This window comes from Pantoea sp. X85 (assembly GCF_029623675.1).
GTDB classification, from domain to species: domain Bacteria; phylum Pseudomonadota; class Gammaproteobacteria; order Enterobacterales; family Enterobacteriaceae; genus Pantoea; species Pantoea leporis.
In genome coordinates this window covers 319,351-333,552 of sequence record NZ_CP121108.1, presented here as the reverse complement: position 1 = coordinate 333,552, position 14,202 = coordinate 319,351, and the positions used below count along the sequence as shown (strand labels likewise).

Here is a 14,202-nt window from a genome sequence, read left to right as displayed (position 1 = left end):
GTAGCGGCGCAATTTATTGCGCATTAGCGTTCAATAACCTGCGCTTAAATCATCCACTGAACGCGGATCCGATGCGCCATAACGCGTGCCGTCCGGCCCAATCATAATGCTCTGCGTGCTGCCCATCGCGGGCATCACTTTCACATGCTGGCCTTTGGCTTCCAGCAGGCGCAACGTATCCGGGCTGAAGCCTTTCTCTACGCGCAACTGGTCGGGCAACCATTGATGATGGAAGCGCGGTGCGTTGGTCGCTTCCGCGACGTTCATGCCGAAATCGATGCTGTTCACCACCATTTGCAGCACGGTGGTGATAATACGGCTGCCGCCTGGGCTACCGGTCACCAGCCAGGTTTTACCGTCTTTTGCCACAATAGTGGGCGACATCGATGACAGCGGACGTTTAGCCGGTTGCACCGCATTCGCCTCGCCACCGACTAAGCCGTAGACGTTTGGCGTACCCGGTTTGGCCGAGAAATCATCCATTTCATTGTTCATCAAGATGCCGCTTTGTCCGGCGACAATGCCGCTGCCGAAGTAAGTATTCAGCGTGTAAGTCACCGCGACCGCGTTGCCATCTTTATCCACCACCGAGAAGTGCGTGGTTTGATTGCTTTCATACGGCGCCAGTTTGCCCGGCTTGATCTCGCTGGATGGACGCGCTTTATTGACGTCAATCTGCTGCGCCAGGGTTTTGGCGTAGGCTTTGCTGGTTAGCGCCTGCTGCGGCACTTTGACGAAATCAGGATCGCCAAGGTATTCGGAACGGTCGGCGTAAGCGTATTTTTCCGCTTCCGCCATCACCTGCATCGCATCGGCGCTGCCAAAACCAAACTTCGCCAGGTCGAAGTTTTCCAGGATATTGAGGATCTGCACGATGTGAATCCCGCCGGACGATGGCGGCGGCATGGAGAACACTTCATAGCCGCGATAGGTGCCGCTCACCGGTTTACGTTCCACCGCGCGATAGGCCGCCAGATCCTGCTTGCCGATCAGGCCGCCGTGCTGCGCCATTTCACCGGCAATTTCATCGGCGATTTTGCCTTTATAGAACGCATCCGGCCCTTGCTGGGCGATCAGCTGCAGGCTGCGCGCGAGGTTTTTCTGCACCAGACGTTCGCCCTTCTGATACGGCTTACCGTCGGCTTTGTAGAAAATCGCGCGGCTGTTGTCGTGATTGATCAGCGTCTCTTTGCCATAAGTGGCGAGATCGTCGGCCAGCGCATCGTTCACTACGATACCGTCACGCGCCAGTTTGATAGCAGGCGCCAGTAATGTGCTCAGCGGCAAGGTGCCGTATTTCTGCGCCGCCAGCGCAAAACCGGCCACGGTGCCCGGCGTGCCTGAGGCTAAGTGAGAAGTGAGTGACAACTTACTATCAGCGTTGCCCTGCTTATCAAGGAACATATCGCGTGACGCGCGCGCCGGTGCCATTTCTCGGAAGTCGATGGCGGTGGTGCGGCCCGATGCGGTGCGTAGCAGCATAAAGCCCCCGCCGCCGAGATTACCGGCCTGCGGATGCGTCACCGCCAGCGCGAAACCCACCGCAACCGCCGCATCCACCGCGTTACCGCCCTGCTTAAGAATATCGACGCCGACTTCTGTCGCCATCGCATCCACCGATGCCACCATGCCATGTTTGGCTTTTACCGGGTGAAAGGTATCACTATCAACGCCATACGAAACCGGCGGCGCGTTGGCGGGCGCAGCGTGTGCGCCCTGCACCACGGTAAAACTCATCAATAATGCCCAGCCGAACTGACGCACGTTGCCCTGTATCCTCATCCTGCCACCATCCTTTTAAAGTTATTTATACCCTTCATACTTCAAGGTGCAGATGCGTTGGCTGCTCTCGTTCACCCGAATCACTTACTTATGTAAGCTCATCGGACTCTCTCGTTTGCCGCCTTCCTGCGCCTCGAATTATTATGGGTATCCATTTGTTATTTATTGATGCAAGTGTTTGCAAACACGGTAAAAAGCGTAGCAGTAAGCTAAATTCGGCGCACTCCTGGATCATAGGTTTGTGATATCGCATAAACTTATGACTGCAGCGCGTGTTGCCACCTTGGCAGCATCAGCACACAGCAGGCTGCATGAATGGAGGAAGACCATGAACAAATGGCTAATTGTGATCGCAGCATTGCTGCCGTTAAGCAGCATGGCAAATACGTTGAACAGCACCAACGACCCGAACAAACCCGGCTTCAACCCAAGCCAGCAGCGGATGCAGTCGCAAATGCAGAATCAGCAGCAACAGCAGAAGCTCAGGTTGCAGCAGAATCAGCAGCAGCAAAGTCAGGATGTCCAGCGCAAGGTGCAGGAACAGCGGGATAGCGCCCAGCAGCGGGTGATTCAGTCGCAGCCGGGCCAGAAACAGCAGCAGAACTAGCGGAAGTCGGGACCGATAATATCGATGCGGTCGGTGCAGATAGCATCGACGCCCCAACTCAACAGCTCGCGCGCCCGCGCGGGCTGATTCACGGTATACACCAGAATATGCAGACCGGCCGCTTTCAGCTGCGCGGTGCGTTTGGCGTCGAGTAATTTGTGGTTGAGATGGATCGACACGCAATCCAGACGCGCCGTCAGCGCCTGCCAATCGTCGTGCCACTCATCCAGCAGCAACCCGCGCGGCAGTTCAGGTGCTGCCTCCATCGCCGCCTCCAGCGCAGCGTAAGAGAAGGAGGAGAGCAGCGGTGCGGTTTGACCTTGCCACAGTTCGCGTGCGGCCAGCGCCACATTGCGGCCAGTTTCCACCTCCTGCCCGGTGGTGGGTTTGATCTCGATGTTCGCCATCATCTGATGCTGGCGACAACGCTCGGCCACTTCGCTCAGCAGCGCCAGCGGTTCGCCTTCGTAATCGCGGCTAAACCAGCCGCCGGCATCCAGCTGTGACAGCTTATGCCACGACAGCGCGCCCGCCACGCCCCAACCGTTGCTGGTGCGATCCAGCGTGTCGTCGTGCAGCAGGAAAATTTGCTTATCTTGCGACAGCTTGGCATCAAACTCGATCATGGTGTGACCGTGCTGCGCGCCGACATCAATCGCCGCGAGGGTATTTTCCGGGGCCAGTTTGCCGCCGCCGCGATGCGCGACAATGTGCGGATAAGGCCAGTTGTGTTGACTCATTCCAGACGCTTTCCATAGGTTGAATCGAAGAAGTGTAACGCATCTGACGGCAGATGCAGCCACAAGGTGCTGCCCGCCAGCGGGCGCTCGCTGTGCGGCAAACGCACCACCATGCGCGCGTTACCGATGCGGCCGTGCGCCAGATTGTCCGCGCCGAGCATCTCCAGCGTTTCTACCACCAGCGGAATGCCGCCCGCATCGCGGCTGCTGAGTTTAATGTGTTCGGGACGAATGCCGAGCGTCAGCGGGCGATTGGCCCATTTGGCTCTGCTCTCGCCCAGCAGCAAGCTGTTAAGCGCATCCAGCGTGAAACGCGTGCCGTCGCTGCTGATTTGTCCTGGCAGCAAATTCATGGCAGGCGCGCCGATAAACGAGGCAACAAACTGGCTGGCCGGACGCTCATAGACTTCCACCGGCGTGCCCACCTGCTCCACCACGCCTTTGTTCATGACCATCACGCGTTGCGCCAGCGTCATCGCTTCTACCTGGTCGTGCGTCACGTAGATGCTGGTGGTTTTCAGGCGGCGATGCAGCTGTTGCAGCTCAAGACGCATCTGCACGCGCAGGCGCGCATCCAGATTCGACAGCGGCTCATCAAACAGGAAAACCGCCGGTTCACGCACGATAGCGCGCCCCATCGCTACACGCTGACGCTGCCCGCCCGACAGCTCACGCGGGCGGCGATGCAGCAGATGATCCAGTTCGAGGCTGCGCGCGGCTTCAATCACGCGCTGATCAATCTGCACTTTGCCCATGCCGCGAATTTTCAGGCCATACGCCATGTTTTCGCCCACCGTCATGTGCGGATAGAGCGCGTAGTTCTGGAACACCATGGCGATGCCGCGATCTTTCGGCTCCATGTGGGTGACGCGTTTGTCGTCGATGTAGATGTCGCCCGACGATACGCGCTCAAGGCCCGCCACCATGCGCAGCAGCGTCGATTTACCGCAGCCGGAAGGGCCGACCATCACCATAAATTCGCCATCGTTAATGGTGATATTCAGGGGCTGAATGATCTGATTTTTTCCGTCGTACGATTTGGTAACGGTCTGAAGGGTTACGCCTGCCATTTATTTATCACTCTCTACCAGGCCACGCACAAACGCACGTTGCATCACGAGTACCACCACCACCGGTGGAATCAGGGTTAATAACATTGCCGCCATCACTTCATTCCACTGCGTCGGCCCGCCGCTGCTGTTGATCATGCTTTTCACTCCGGCGACGGCGGTGCTGAGGCTGGCATCGTTGATGATCAGCAGCGGCCACAGATATTGGTTCCAGCCGTAGATAAAGGTGATCACGAAGAGCGCGGCGAGATTGGTTTTGGACAGCGGTAACACAATGTCCCAGAAGAAGCGCATCGGGCTGGCGCCGTCGATACGCGCCGCCTCAATCAGCTCGTCCGGCAGCGACATAAAGAACTGACGGAACAGGAAAGTGGCCGTCGCCGATGCCATCAGCGGCAGCGTTAGGCCGCTGTAGCTGTCGAGCATATTCAGCGTCGAAATCACTTCCACCGTCGGAAAAATACGCACTTCCACCGGCAGCATCAGGGTGATAAAAATCAGCCAGAAAAACAGCGAACGCAGCGGGAAGCGGAACCACACCAGCGCGAAGGCGGAGAGCATCGAGACGCTGATTTTGCCAATGGTGATGCCGAGCGCCATCAGCAGGCTGTTGAGCATCATCATGCCAAATGCCGGGCCGTTGCCATTCACGCCATGCGTCCAGATGCGCGCGATGTTCTCCCACAAATGCGTACCCGGCAGCAGCGTCATCGGCACCTGATACACCGCCTCGTTATCCAGCGTCGCCGCGACAAAAGCGATGTAGAGCGGGAACAGAATGGTCAGCACGCCCAGCACCAGCAAGGTATGGCTGAAGATGTCCAGCCCGCGTCGATTCTCAATCATTGGTATTGCACCTTACGCTCGACAAAGCGGAATTGCAGGATAGTCAGGCCAATCACCAGCAGCATCAACACCACCGATTGCGCGGCGGAGGAAGAGAGATCCAGCCCGGTGAAGCCTTCGCGATAGATTTTGTAGATCAGCGTGGTGGTGGCCTGTACTGGCCCGCCGCCAGTGGCGGCATCGATCACCGGGAAGGTATCGAAGAAGGCGTACACCAGATTGACCACCAGTAGGAAAAAGCTCACCGGCGTAATCAGCGGCAGGGATAAATTGAAGAAGCGACGCACCGGACCGGCGCCATCGATCGCTGCCGCTTCCACCAGCGATTTGGGAATCGACTGCAGCGCGGCAAAGAAAAACAGGAAGTTGTAGCTCATTTGCTGCCAGATCGACGCCAGCACAATCAGGAACATCGCCTGACCGCTGTTTTGCGCGTAGTTCCAGTTGTAGCCCATTTGGTTCAGCAGATGGCTGAACAAACCGAGGCCCGGATTAAACAGGAACATCCACAGCACCGCCGCTACCACCGGCGCCACCGCGTATGGCAGCAGCAGCAAGGTTTGGTAAAGCTTGCGCAGGCGAATCACGTAATCCACCAGCGCCGCCAGCAGCAGGGAAAAGGTCATGCCGCAAATCGTGACCAGCGCACTGAATTCAATGGTGGTCCAAAAGGACGCCAGATAGTACTCGTCGCTGAACAGGCGTTTAAAGTTCGCCATTCCGACGAAGGTGCTGGAGATGCCAAAAGGATCAATGCTTTGCAGCGAATACCACAAGGCTTCACCGGCTGGCCACAGAAAGAAGATGGCCGTGATCACCAGTTGCGGCAGCAGCAGCAAATAGGGCAGAAAACGGGAGCGAAATACCGGGCGCGATGAGGACATAGCAGGCTCAATCCAGGAGAAAAATCGGGGCGAACGCCAGGCGTCGGCCCCGAGATAACAGCGTTACTTCACTTGCTGCTCAAAACGGCGCAGCAGTTCGTTACCGCGCTTCACAGCGTTATCCAGCGCGGCTTGCGGTGCCTGTTTGCCGGTCCACACGCCTTCCAGCTCTTCGTCCACGACAGTACGAATCTGTGGCATGTTGCCCAGACGCATGCCTTTGGTGAACGGCAGCGGATCTTTGTTCAGCATCTGACGCGTAGCGATGTCTGCGCCGGGGTTCTTGTCATAGAAGCCCTGTTGCTTAGTCAGTTCGTATGCGGCGGTGGTGATAGGCAGGTAACCGGTTTTCTGGTGCCATTCGGCAGCGATTTCCGGCTGTGCGAGGAACTTCATGAACTCCGCCGCGCCTTTGTAGGTGTTGGCATCTTTGCCTTTCATCACCCACAGGCTCGCGCCGCCAATGATGGCGTTTTGCGGTGCGTTCGGAACGGTTTCATCGTACGGCATCATGCCTACGCCGAAGTTAAATTTGGCGTAGTGTTTGATGTCGGCCAGCGAACCGGAAGACGCGGTGGTGATGCCGCAATCGCCGTTGTAGAACTTGGCGGTGGATTCATCTTTGCGACCGAAGTAGGTGAAATCCCCCTTCTTGTTCATCGCTTCCAGCATTTCGATGTGGCGCACCTGCACCGGCTTGTTGAATTCCAGCACCGCATCGGTACCGTCAAAACCGTTGTTTTTGGTGGCGACCGGCAACGCGTGCCAGGCGCTGAAGTTTTCAATCTGAATCCAGCCCTGCCAGCCACTGGCGTAACCGCAGGTCAGGCCCGCTTTACGCAGCGCTTCGGCGTCTTTCGCCAGCTCCTGCCAGGTTTTTGGTGGCTGATCCGGGTTCAGACCGGCTTTTTTGAACGCATCTTTGTTGTAATACAGTACCGGCGTGGAGCTGTTGAACGGCTGCGAGATCAGCTGGCCTTTGCTGTCGCTGTAGTAACCGGCAACGGCTGGCACGAACTGCCTGGGATCCATTTGCACGCCGGCGTCTTTAAACACCTGGTTGACCGGCACGATAGCTTTTGACGCCATCATGGTCGCCGTACCGACTTCATACACCTGCAGCAGCGCAGGTGCTTTACCGGCGCGCACTGCCGCGATACCCGCCGCTAAGCTCTGCTCGTAGTTGCCTTTGTAAGTCGGAACGATTTTGTAATCGGGATGAGCCTGGTTAAAACGTTGTGCCAGAGAATCAACTTCTTTGCCTAACTCGCCTTCCATTGAGTGCCAGAAAGGGATCTCAGTTGCAGCCAGCGCATTACCGCTGAGCGCCAGGCCGAGCAAGACACTCATCAGGCGGGGACGAAGCGTAAAAGCGGACATAAGGTTTTTCCTGTGCTGTTAAGTACGCGCGAATACGCGCATTTTTTAGTTCGCGACGTAACATGACACGGGGAAATGACGGATTAATAACAGGTTTATGACGGGGATGTGACAGGTGGGTTAGGAGTGCTGGCTGGTACGTGCTGGCTGTCCCCCTCCTCGGTCCTCCCCCATTAATGGGGGAGGAAGATGCTGCCATATGTTCGTTCTGAAGCTGCATGTGGCAGCATCTCCTTCCCCCGCTAGCGGGGGAAGGCCGGGATGGGGGACAGCGAGCACCAACTTACGCGCCTAAATACGCACTCCGCACCGCTTCGTTGGACAGCAACGCTTCGCCGCTGTCCTCCAGCACCACGTGGCCGTTCTCCAGCACATAGCCGCGATCTGCCAGCTTCAGCGCCTGGTTGGCGTTCTGCTCGACGAGGAAGATGGTCATGCCCTCTTTACGCAGCTGCTCAATGGTATCGAAGATCTGCTGAATGATAATCGGCGCCAACCCCAACGACGGCTCATCCAGCAGCAGCAAACGCGGCTGGCTCATCAACGCACGACCAATCGCCAGCATCTGCTGCTCACCGCCAGACATGGTGCCCGCGCGCTGTGCTTTACGTTCTGCCAGCCGTGAAAACAGCTGATAAACGCGATCGATACGCTCCAGATACTGCTGACGCGTGGCGAAAAAACCGCCCATCGCCAGGTTCTCTTCCACCGTCATGCGCGAAAACACCCGACGGCCTTCCGGCACGATGGCAATCGCTTCACGCATGATTTTCGCGGTTTGCCAGTCGGTGATTGTTTTACCATCAAAGGTGATGGTGCCGCTGGTGGCGCGTGGTTCGCCACACAAAGTGCCGAGCAACGTGGTTTTACCCGCGCCGTTGGCACCGATCAGCGTGACGATTTCACCCTGATTGATGTGCAGATTAATGTTATGCAGCGCCTGAATCGGACCGTAATGGGCGCTGACATTCTGCAAAGTTAAAATCGGGTTTGCCATGTTACGCCTCACCTAAATAAGCACGGATCACATCCGGATTGTTACGCACCTGTTCCGGCGTGCCGTTAGCCAGCGGCGTTCCCTGATTAACCACGTAAATGCGGTCAGAAATGCCCATCACCAACTTCATATCGTGTTCAATCAGCAGCACGGAAACCTTGTGCTCACCGCGCAGTTCGGCGATCAGCTCATCGAGTTCGTGCGTTTCACGCGGGTTAAGACCCGCCGCCGGTTCATCCAGCATCAGGATTTCCGGACGCGTCACCATGCAGCGCGCAATCTCCAGACGACGCTGCTGACCATAAGCAAGGTTACCCGCCTGACGGTTAGCCAGATCCAGCAAACCGATGCGTTCAAGCCAGGTTGCCGCGCGATCCAGCGCTTCGCTCTCACCGCGACGGAAAGCCGGGGTTTTGAACAAGCCGGAGAACACGCCGCTTTTCAGGTGCTGATGCTGTGCCACCAGCAGGTTCTCAATCACCGTCATTTCACGGAACAGACGCACATGCTGGAAGGTACGCACAATGCCCATGCGCGCAATCTTCTGGCCTGGCAAACCTTGCAGTTGTTGATCGCGCAGTTTGATGGTGCCGCCGGTCGGTTTGTAGAAACCGGTCAGGCAGTTGAACACCGTGGTTTTACCGGCACCGTTCGGGCCGATCAGCGAAACAATTTCCTGTGGATGCAGCTCAAGCGCCACGTTGTTGACGGCTAACAGGCCGCCGAAGCGCATCATCAGGCCTTCAACGGCTAATAAAGGCTGACTCATGCCTGCTCTCCTTGTTTACTGCTTTTCATCTTCAGATGCGGACGCTTCATCGGCAGCAGACCTTGCGGACGCCAGATCATCATCAGCACCATCAAACCGCCGAGCACCAGCATGCTGTACTCGTTCAAATCACGCATCAGCTCGCGTGATACCACCAGCAGAATCGCTGCAAGGATCACTGCCAGCTGCGAACCCATGCCGCCCAACACCACAATCGCCAGCACAAAGGCCGATTCGACGAAGGTGAAGGATTCCGGGCTGACGAAGCCCTGACGAGCGGCGAACAGCGTCCCCGCGAAGCCTGCGAACACGGCGCTGATGGTGAAAGCGGTCAGCTTGATGCGCGTTGGGCTCAGGCCGAGCGAACGGCAGGCGATCTCATCTTCACGCAGCGCTTCCCACGCGCGGCCCAGCGGCATACGCAGCAAACGGTTGATCACAAACAGCGTCAGCACCACCAGCAGCAGCGCCACCAGATAGAGGAAAATCACGCGGTCGCTGGGATCGTATTTCAGGCCAAAGAAATCATGGAAAGTGCTCCAGCCGCCTTCACTGACGCGGCGGCCAAACTCCAGACCAAACAGACTTGGCTTGGGAATCTGCGCGATGCCGTTCGGGCCGCCGGTGATCGCGGTATTATTCAGCAGCAGAATACGCACGATTTCACCGAAGCCGAGCGTGACGATCGCCAGATAGTCACCGCGCAGGCGCAGCACCGGGAAGCCGAGCATCAGGCCAAACGCACCGGCGACTAAACCGGCCAGCGGCAGACTTTCCCAGAAACCAAAACCGTAATAGTGATTAAGCAACGCGAAGGTGTAAGCGCCGATGGCGTAGAAACCGCCGTAGCCCAGCACCAGCAAACCAGACAAACCCACCACCACGTTCAATCCGAGCCCGAGCATTACGTAGATCAGCGTCAGCGTGGCTATATCGACGCTGCCGCGCGAGACCAGAAACGGCCAGATAACGGCGGCGGCAATCACCAGCGCCATCAACAGCTTCTGCTTTGGCGTTGATCCATCAAAACCCGGCAGAACAAAACCTTTGCCGCTGCGTTTGAATTTACCCTGCACCAGCGGACGCAGCAGCTGGAAGACAAACACCACCGCACAACCCATGAAGATCCAGTTCCAGCGCACCGCGCCCGCATTGGCGACCACCAGTTTGGTGCCGTCCAGATCGAGGCGCACGCCCATAAAGAAGGTGGCGAGAATCAGCAACATCACCGTGGAGATCACGGCGTTGACCAAACCGAGGCGTTTCATACTTTCTCCACCTCCGGACGGCCAAGAATCCCGGTTGGCATCACCAGCAGCACCACAATCAGCAGCGCGAAGGAGACCACATCTTTATATTCGGTCGACAGATACGCCGAGGTCAGCGCTTCTGCAATGCCCAGCACCAGGCCGCCAATCATCGCGCCTGGAATACTGCCGATACCGCCTAATACCGCGGCGGTGAAGGCTTTCATCCCGGCCATAAAGCCGATGAATGGGTTAATGGAGCCATAGAATTGACCGAGCAATACGCCCGCCACCGCGGCCATCGCGGCACCAATGATAAAGGTGAGAGAGATAACGCGATCGGTGTTGATACCCAGCAGGCTGGCCATTTTCAGGTCTTCTGCACAGGCGCGGCAGGCGCGGCCCATGCGTGAATAACGGATGAACAGCGTCAGCGCCAGCATCGACAGGAAGGTCACCACCCAAATCACCAGTTGCATGGTGGAGAGCGTGGCCGCAAAGCCGTTGCTTTCGCCCAGCGTCCACTGGCCGGTGATCAGGCTTGGCAGCGCAAGATCGCGCGAGCCTTGCGTCAGGCTGACGTAGTTTTGCAGGAAGATCGACATCCCGATCGCGGAGATCAGCGCGATCAGGCGCTTGGACGATCGCACCGGCCGGTACGCCACGCGCTCGATGCTCCAGCCATAGGCGCTGGAGATGATCACCGCCATCACGAAACCGGCGGCGATCATCAGCCACGAGGTATCGATGCCCATCATCATCAGGGCGGCAATCACGATAAAGGAGACATAGCTACCGATCATATACACCTCGCCGTGGGCGAAGTTGATCATGCCGATAATGCCGTAAACCATGGTGTAACCGATGGCGATCAGCGCGTAGGTGCTCCCGAGGGTCACCCCGTTGAACATCTGCTGAATAAAATAGAGAAACTGCTCGGACATAGTGAGGACCTGCTCTGGAGCTGAATAATTCCCTCTCCCGCGTGCGGGAAAGGGAATTTTGGGGGATTACTTAACTGCGGTAGAAGAGCCGTCTTTGTGCCATTTGAAGACACCAAATTCGAAGCCCTTCAGGTCACCTTTCTCATCCCAGTTCAGGTTGCCCATCACGGTTGGAACGGCAGCGCCCTCTTTCAGGTTCTTCGCAATTGCATCAGGCTCATCGCTCTTGCTGCGTTCGATTCCGGCCACCAGCGACTGAATCGCCGCGTAGGTGGTCCAGACGAACGGACCGGTTGGATCTTTGCGGTTAGACGCGGTGTTGGCTTTAATCGCATCAACAATCGCCTTGTTCTCTGGCAGCTGGTCATAACGTTTCGGCAGGGTCACGAACAGGCCTTCAGACGCATCGCCAGCGATGTTAGACAGAGAAGCATTGCCCACGCCTTCCGGACCCATGAAGCCGGCATTCAGGCCAGCGGATTTTGCCTGACGCAGAATCTGGCCCAGCTCCGGGTAATAGCCACCGTAGTAAACGAAATCGACGTTTTCTTTCTTCAGACGCGCAATCAGCGTGGAGAAGTCTTTATCACCGGCGGTGATACCTTCAAACAGCACCACGTTGCCGCCTTTGGCTTTCAGGGTTTTCTGCACCGATTCCGCCAGGCCCTGACCATATTGCTGTTTGTCATGCACCACAGCGATACGTTTTGGCTTGATGTGGTCGAGGATGTAGGTCGCCGCCGTTGGGCCCTGATCGGAATCCAGGCCAGTAGTACGCAGCACGTCAGCATAGCCACGTGCAGTCAGTTCAGGCGCGGTAGCGGCTGGGGTGATCATCAGCACGCCTTCATCGTTATAGATGTCTGAAGCTGGCTGAGTAGAGGAGGAGCACAGATGGCCGATAACGTATTTGATGCCGTCGTTAACCACTTTGTTGGCAACCGCAACCGCTTGTTTCGGGTCACAGGCATCGTCATATTCCACGCCAACCAGTTTGTCACCGTTAACGCCGCCTTTGGCGTTGATGTCCTTAATCGCCTGCGCGGCACCGGTAAACTGCATGTCACCGTACTGCGCGACCGGACCGGTTGATGCGCCTACGATGGCAATTTTGATGTCTTTAGCCAGCGCCGCATGGCTCATCGCCAGGGCAACGCAGCCCGCCAGTAATGCGCGTCCTTTACTCATTTTCATGCGAACTTCCCCATCTGTTGTGTCGTGTTTGTTGTGATTGTTTATTTTCTGCCAGTCAAAGAGGAAAACTCATTCTGCAATAATGGGTTAGCACGCTTTTCTGGCATTTATAGGTAATAAGGCTTTATTTTTCAGGTTATTAAACAGGAACTTTCTTCTGTAAATCAACTGACATATTCAGAATTGACTGAGTGGATCAGCAGAATCGTCTGGTTGTTATGGCCGATTTTTCAGCAGGATACCAGCGCGTTATGCTGGCTTTTTCAACTATCGTTGATGGCTTACTCCACAATCCTGGCAAACTGACCGGCATTTGACCTATTTTCATCAGAAAAAAGTGACAGCGCTCTGACTGTCTAAATTCGCTACACTATCGCCTTTGCACTAGTACAGGTATTAGGTATGAAGCTGACAATCCAGCGCTTAGCATCGTTAACCGCTCAGGATCGTATCGATTTAGCTAAAGTCTGGCCGGAAATCGATATTGTGCAACTGGAAGCACAACTCAGCGACACGCAGCGTTTGTATGCGGCGCGTTTTAACGACCGATTACTGGCGGCGCTGCAGCTGACCCTCAGCGGCACGCAGGGGAAAATCACCCACCTCAACGTTCGCGAAGTCACGCGTCGACGTGGCGTGGGGCAATACTTGCTGGAAGAGACAATCGCGCAGAATAGCGCGTTAGCAGATTGGTGGATTGCCGATGACGGCGACGCCGATCAGGGGGTGCGTGCGGCGTTTATGCAGGCTTGTGGTTTTCGTGCGCAGGCTGATGGTTGGGTACGTTGAAAGGATGTCGCGCGGAATGTCTGAACGTGATGCGTAGCGACCAGGTAATAAAAAGGGCGACTTAAAAGTCGCCCCGTTTTTCCACCCGATCACTATCAGGCTTCAATCGCCACACGCAGTTTCTTCATGGCGTTCTTTTCCAGCTGACGCACGCGCTCCGCAGAGACGCCGTATTTGTCGGCCAACTCCTGCAGCGTGGTTTTGTTGTCATCGTCCAACCAGCGGGCACGGATAATGTCCTGACTACGCTCGTCGAGGCTCAGCATCGCATCGCTCAGCTTGTCAGCCGCATGTGCATCCCAGTTGTCCTCTTCGATGCCATCGGCAAAGTCAGAGGTTTTATCCTGCAGATACAGCACCGGCGCCATCGCTTTGCCTTCGCCTGCTTCGTCATCAGACGACATGTCGAAAGTCATATCCTGCGCAGCCATGCGCGATTCCATTTCCAGCACGTCTTTGCTGCTCACGCCCAGCTCGCGTGCGACCATTTCTACTTCGTCCTGGTTGAACCAACCGAGACGCTGTTTGCTTTTACGCAGGTTAAAGAACAGCTTGCGCTGCGCTTTGGTGGTCGCGACTTTCACAATACGCCAGTTACGCAGCACGTATTCGTGAATCTCTGCTTTAATCCAGTGCACGGCGAACGACACCAGACGCACGCCGACTTCAGGGTTGAAGCGACGCACCGCCTTCATCAGGCCGATGTTACCTTCCTGAATCAGGTCCGCCTGCGGCAAGCCGTAACCGGAGTAGTTACGAGCAATATGAACAACAAAGCGCAGGTGAGACAGGATCAGCGTCTTTGCTGCATCCAGATCGCCCTGGTAATGCAGCCGCTCAGCCAATGCTTTTTCCTCTTCTGCCGTCAGCACCGGCCAGTTGTTGGCAGCCCGAACGTAAGATTCCAGGTTACCCAGAGGAGCAATCGCTAAAGTTTGCATTTCTTTGGTCAT

The 14,202-nt window shown here is 56.5% G+C and carries 15 protein-coding genes; 3 read left to right on the top strand and 12 right to left on the bottom strand.

Annotated features, from left to right (window positions below):
* Window positions 1-30: 30 nt before the first annotated feature.
* Window positions 31-1,782, bottom strand: a complete 1,752-nt coding sequence (gene ggt, locus P6287_RS01490) for a gamma-glutamyltransferase (RefSeq protein ID WP_110868136.1) — start codon at window positions 1,780-1,782, stop codon at window positions 31-33.
* A 328-nt stretch (window positions 1,783-2,110) separates the two neighbouring features.
* Between ggt and P6287_RS01485 the strand changes: the two genes are divergently transcribed.
* Window positions 2,111-2,389: a DUF2756 domain-containing protein gene (locus P6287_RS01485; RefSeq protein WP_101763088.1), complete on the top strand. Its 279-nt coding sequence runs from the start codon at window positions 2,111-2,113 to the stop codon at window positions 2,387-2,389.
* Here the strand turns inward: P6287_RS01485 and ugpQ are convergent.
* The 10 genes from ugpQ to P6287_RS01435 all read right to left on the bottom strand — a co-directional run bounded on the left by ugpQ (window position 2,386) and on the right by P6287_RS01435 (window position 12,460).
* Complete coding sequence (gene ugpQ, locus P6287_RS01480; RefSeq protein WP_110868135.1) at window positions 2,386-3,129, bottom strand: glycerophosphodiester phosphodiesterase; 744 nt, start codon at window positions 3,127-3,129, stop codon at window positions 2,386-2,388. The genes P6287_RS01485 and ugpQ overlap by 4 nt on opposite strands.
* A complete protein-coding gene (locus P6287_RS01475; protein ID WP_277974396.1) occupies window positions 3,126-4,199 on the bottom strand; it encodes a sn-glycerol-3-phosphate import ATP-binding protein UgpC in 1,074 nt (357 codons plus the stop codon). Before P6287_RS01475 ends, ugpQ begins: the two co-directional genes overlap by 4 nt.
* Entirely contained in the window at window positions 4,200-5,045 is an 846-nt protein-coding gene (ugpE, locus tag P6287_RS01470; protein ID WP_101763091.1) for a sn-glycerol-3-phosphate ABC transporter permease UgpE, read from the bottom strand.
* Window positions 5,042-5,929, bottom strand: coding sequence for a sn-glycerol-3-phosphate ABC transporter permease UgpA (gene ugpA / locus P6287_RS01465; RefSeq protein WP_101763092.1), 888 nt, complete (start codon window positions 5,927-5,929; stop codon window positions 5,042-5,044). Before ugpA ends, ugpE begins: the two co-directional genes overlap by 4 nt.
* Before the next feature lie 63 nt (window positions 5,930-5,992).
* Window positions 5,993-7,309, bottom strand: a complete 1,317-nt coding sequence (gene ugpB / locus P6287_RS01460) for a sn-glycerol-3-phosphate ABC transporter substrate-binding protein UgpB (RefSeq protein ID WP_277974395.1) — start codon at window positions 7,307-7,309, stop codon at window positions 5,993-5,995.
* 283 nt (window positions 7,310-7,592) lie between these two features.
* Window positions 7,593-8,306 carry a high-affinity branched-chain amino acid ABC transporter ATP-binding protein LivF gene (livF, locus tag P6287_RS01455; RefSeq protein ID WP_101763094.1) on the bottom strand — a complete coding sequence of 238 codons (714 nt, stop codon included), beginning with the start codon at window positions 8,304-8,306 and terminating at the stop codon, window positions 7,593-7,595.
* 1 nt (window position 8,307) lies between these two features.
* A complete protein-coding gene (gene livG / locus P6287_RS01450) occupies window positions 8,308-9,075 on the bottom strand; it encodes a high-affinity branched-chain amino acid ABC transporter ATP-binding protein LivG (RefSeq protein ID WP_110868131.1) in 768 nt (255 codons plus the stop codon).
* On the bottom strand, window positions 9,072-10,343 hold the full coding sequence (locus tag P6287_RS01445; protein ID WP_110868130.1) for a high-affinity branched-chain amino acid ABC transporter permease LivM: 1,272 nt from the start codon (window positions 10,341-10,343) through the stop codon (window positions 9,072-9,074). The genes livG and P6287_RS01445 overlap by 4 nt, the downstream gene beginning before the upstream one ends.
* Complete coding sequence (gene livH, locus P6287_RS01440) at window positions 10,340-11,266, bottom strand: high-affinity branched-chain amino acid ABC transporter permease LivH (protein WP_101763097.1); 927 nt, start codon at window positions 11,264-11,266, stop codon at window positions 10,340-10,342. The genes P6287_RS01445 and livH overlap by 4 nt, the downstream gene beginning before the upstream one ends.
* Before the next feature lie 66 nt (window positions 11,267-11,332).
* Window positions 11,333-12,460 (bottom strand): branched-chain amino acid ABC transporter substrate-binding protein, encoded by a 1,128-nt coding sequence (locus P6287_RS01435; protein WP_061718403.1) that lies wholly within the window; start codon window positions 12,458-12,460, stop codon window positions 11,333-11,335.
* A gap of 191 nt (window positions 12,461-12,651) precedes the next feature.
* Here P6287_RS01435 and P6287_RS01430 point away from each other — a divergent pair, with 191 nt between their 5' ends.
* Both P6287_RS01430 and panM read left to right on the top strand, forming a co-directional pair.
* Window positions 12,652-12,777, top strand: a complete 126-nt coding sequence (locus P6287_RS01430) for a hypothetical protein (RefSeq protein WP_255527713.1) — start codon at window positions 12,652-12,654, stop codon at window positions 12,775-12,777.
* An 85-nt stretch (window positions 12,778-12,862) separates the two neighbouring features.
* Window positions 12,863-13,249, top strand: a complete 387-nt coding sequence (gene panM, locus P6287_RS01425) for an aspartate 1-decarboxylase autocleavage activator PanM (protein WP_192236041.1) — start codon at window positions 12,863-12,865, stop codon at window positions 13,247-13,249.
* A 95-nt stretch (window positions 13,250-13,344) separates the two neighbouring features.
* Here panM and rpoH read toward each other — a convergent pair whose 3' ends face one another.
* A complete protein-coding gene (rpoH, locus tag P6287_RS01420; RefSeq protein ID WP_064737937.1) occupies window positions 13,345-14,202 on the bottom strand; it encodes an RNA polymerase sigma factor RpoH in 858 nt (285 codons plus the stop codon).

Excerpts from the sequence above, each read along its gene's own strand:
- livH (WP_101763097.1), bottom strand. The coding sequence starts at position 11,266 with ATGTCCGAGCAGTTTCTCTATTTTATTCAGCAGATGTTCAACGGGGTG.
- livG (WP_110868131.1), bottom strand. The coding sequence starts at position 9,075 with ATGAGTCAGCCTTTATTAGCCGTTGAAGGCCTGATGATGCGCTTCGGC.
- ugpE (WP_101763091.1), bottom strand. The coding sequence starts at position 5,045 with ATGATTGAGAATCGACGCGGGCTGGACATCTTCAGCCATACCTTGCTG.
- ggt (WP_110868136.1), bottom strand. The coding sequence starts at position 1,782 with ATGAGGATACAGGGCAACGTGCGTCAGTTCGGCTGGGCATTATTGATG.
- ugpQ (WP_110868135.1), bottom strand. The coding sequence starts at position 3,129 with ATGAGTCAACACAACTGGCCTTATCCGCACATTGTCGCGCATCGCGGC.
- rpoH (WP_064737937.1), bottom strand. The coding sequence starts at position 14,202 with ATGACCAAAGAAATGCAAACTTTAGCGATTGCTCCTCTGGGTAACCTG.
- livF (WP_101763094.1), bottom strand. The coding sequence starts at position 8,306 with ATGGCAAACCCGATTTTAACTTTGCAGAATGTCAGCGCCCATTACGGT.
- panM (WP_192236041.1), top strand. The coding sequence starts at position 12,863 with ATGAAGCTGACAATCCAGCGCTTAGCATCGTTAACCGCTCAGGATCGT.
- ugpA (WP_101763092.1), bottom strand. The coding sequence starts at position 5,929 with ATGTCCTCATCGCGCCCGGTATTTCGCTCCCGTTTTCTGCCCTATTTG.
- P6287_RS01445 (WP_110868130.1), bottom strand. The coding sequence starts at position 10,343 with ATGAAACGCCTCGGTTTGGTCAACGCCGTGATCTCCACGGTGATGTTG.
- P6287_RS01435 (WP_061718403.1), bottom strand. The coding sequence starts at position 12,460 with ATGAAAATGAGTAAAGGACGCGCATTACTGGCGGGCTGCGTTGCCCTG.
- P6287_RS01475 (WP_277974396.1), bottom strand. The coding sequence starts at position 4,199 with ATGGCAGGCGTAACCCTTCAGACCGTTACCAAATCGTACGACGGAAAA.
- P6287_RS01485 (WP_101763088.1), top strand. The coding sequence starts at position 2,111 with ATGAACAAATGGCTAATTGTGATCGCAGCATTGCTGCCGTTAAGCAGC.
- ugpB (WP_277974395.1), bottom strand. The coding sequence starts at position 7,309 with ATGTCCGCTTTTACGCTTCGTCCCCGCCTGATGAGTGTCTTGCTCGGC.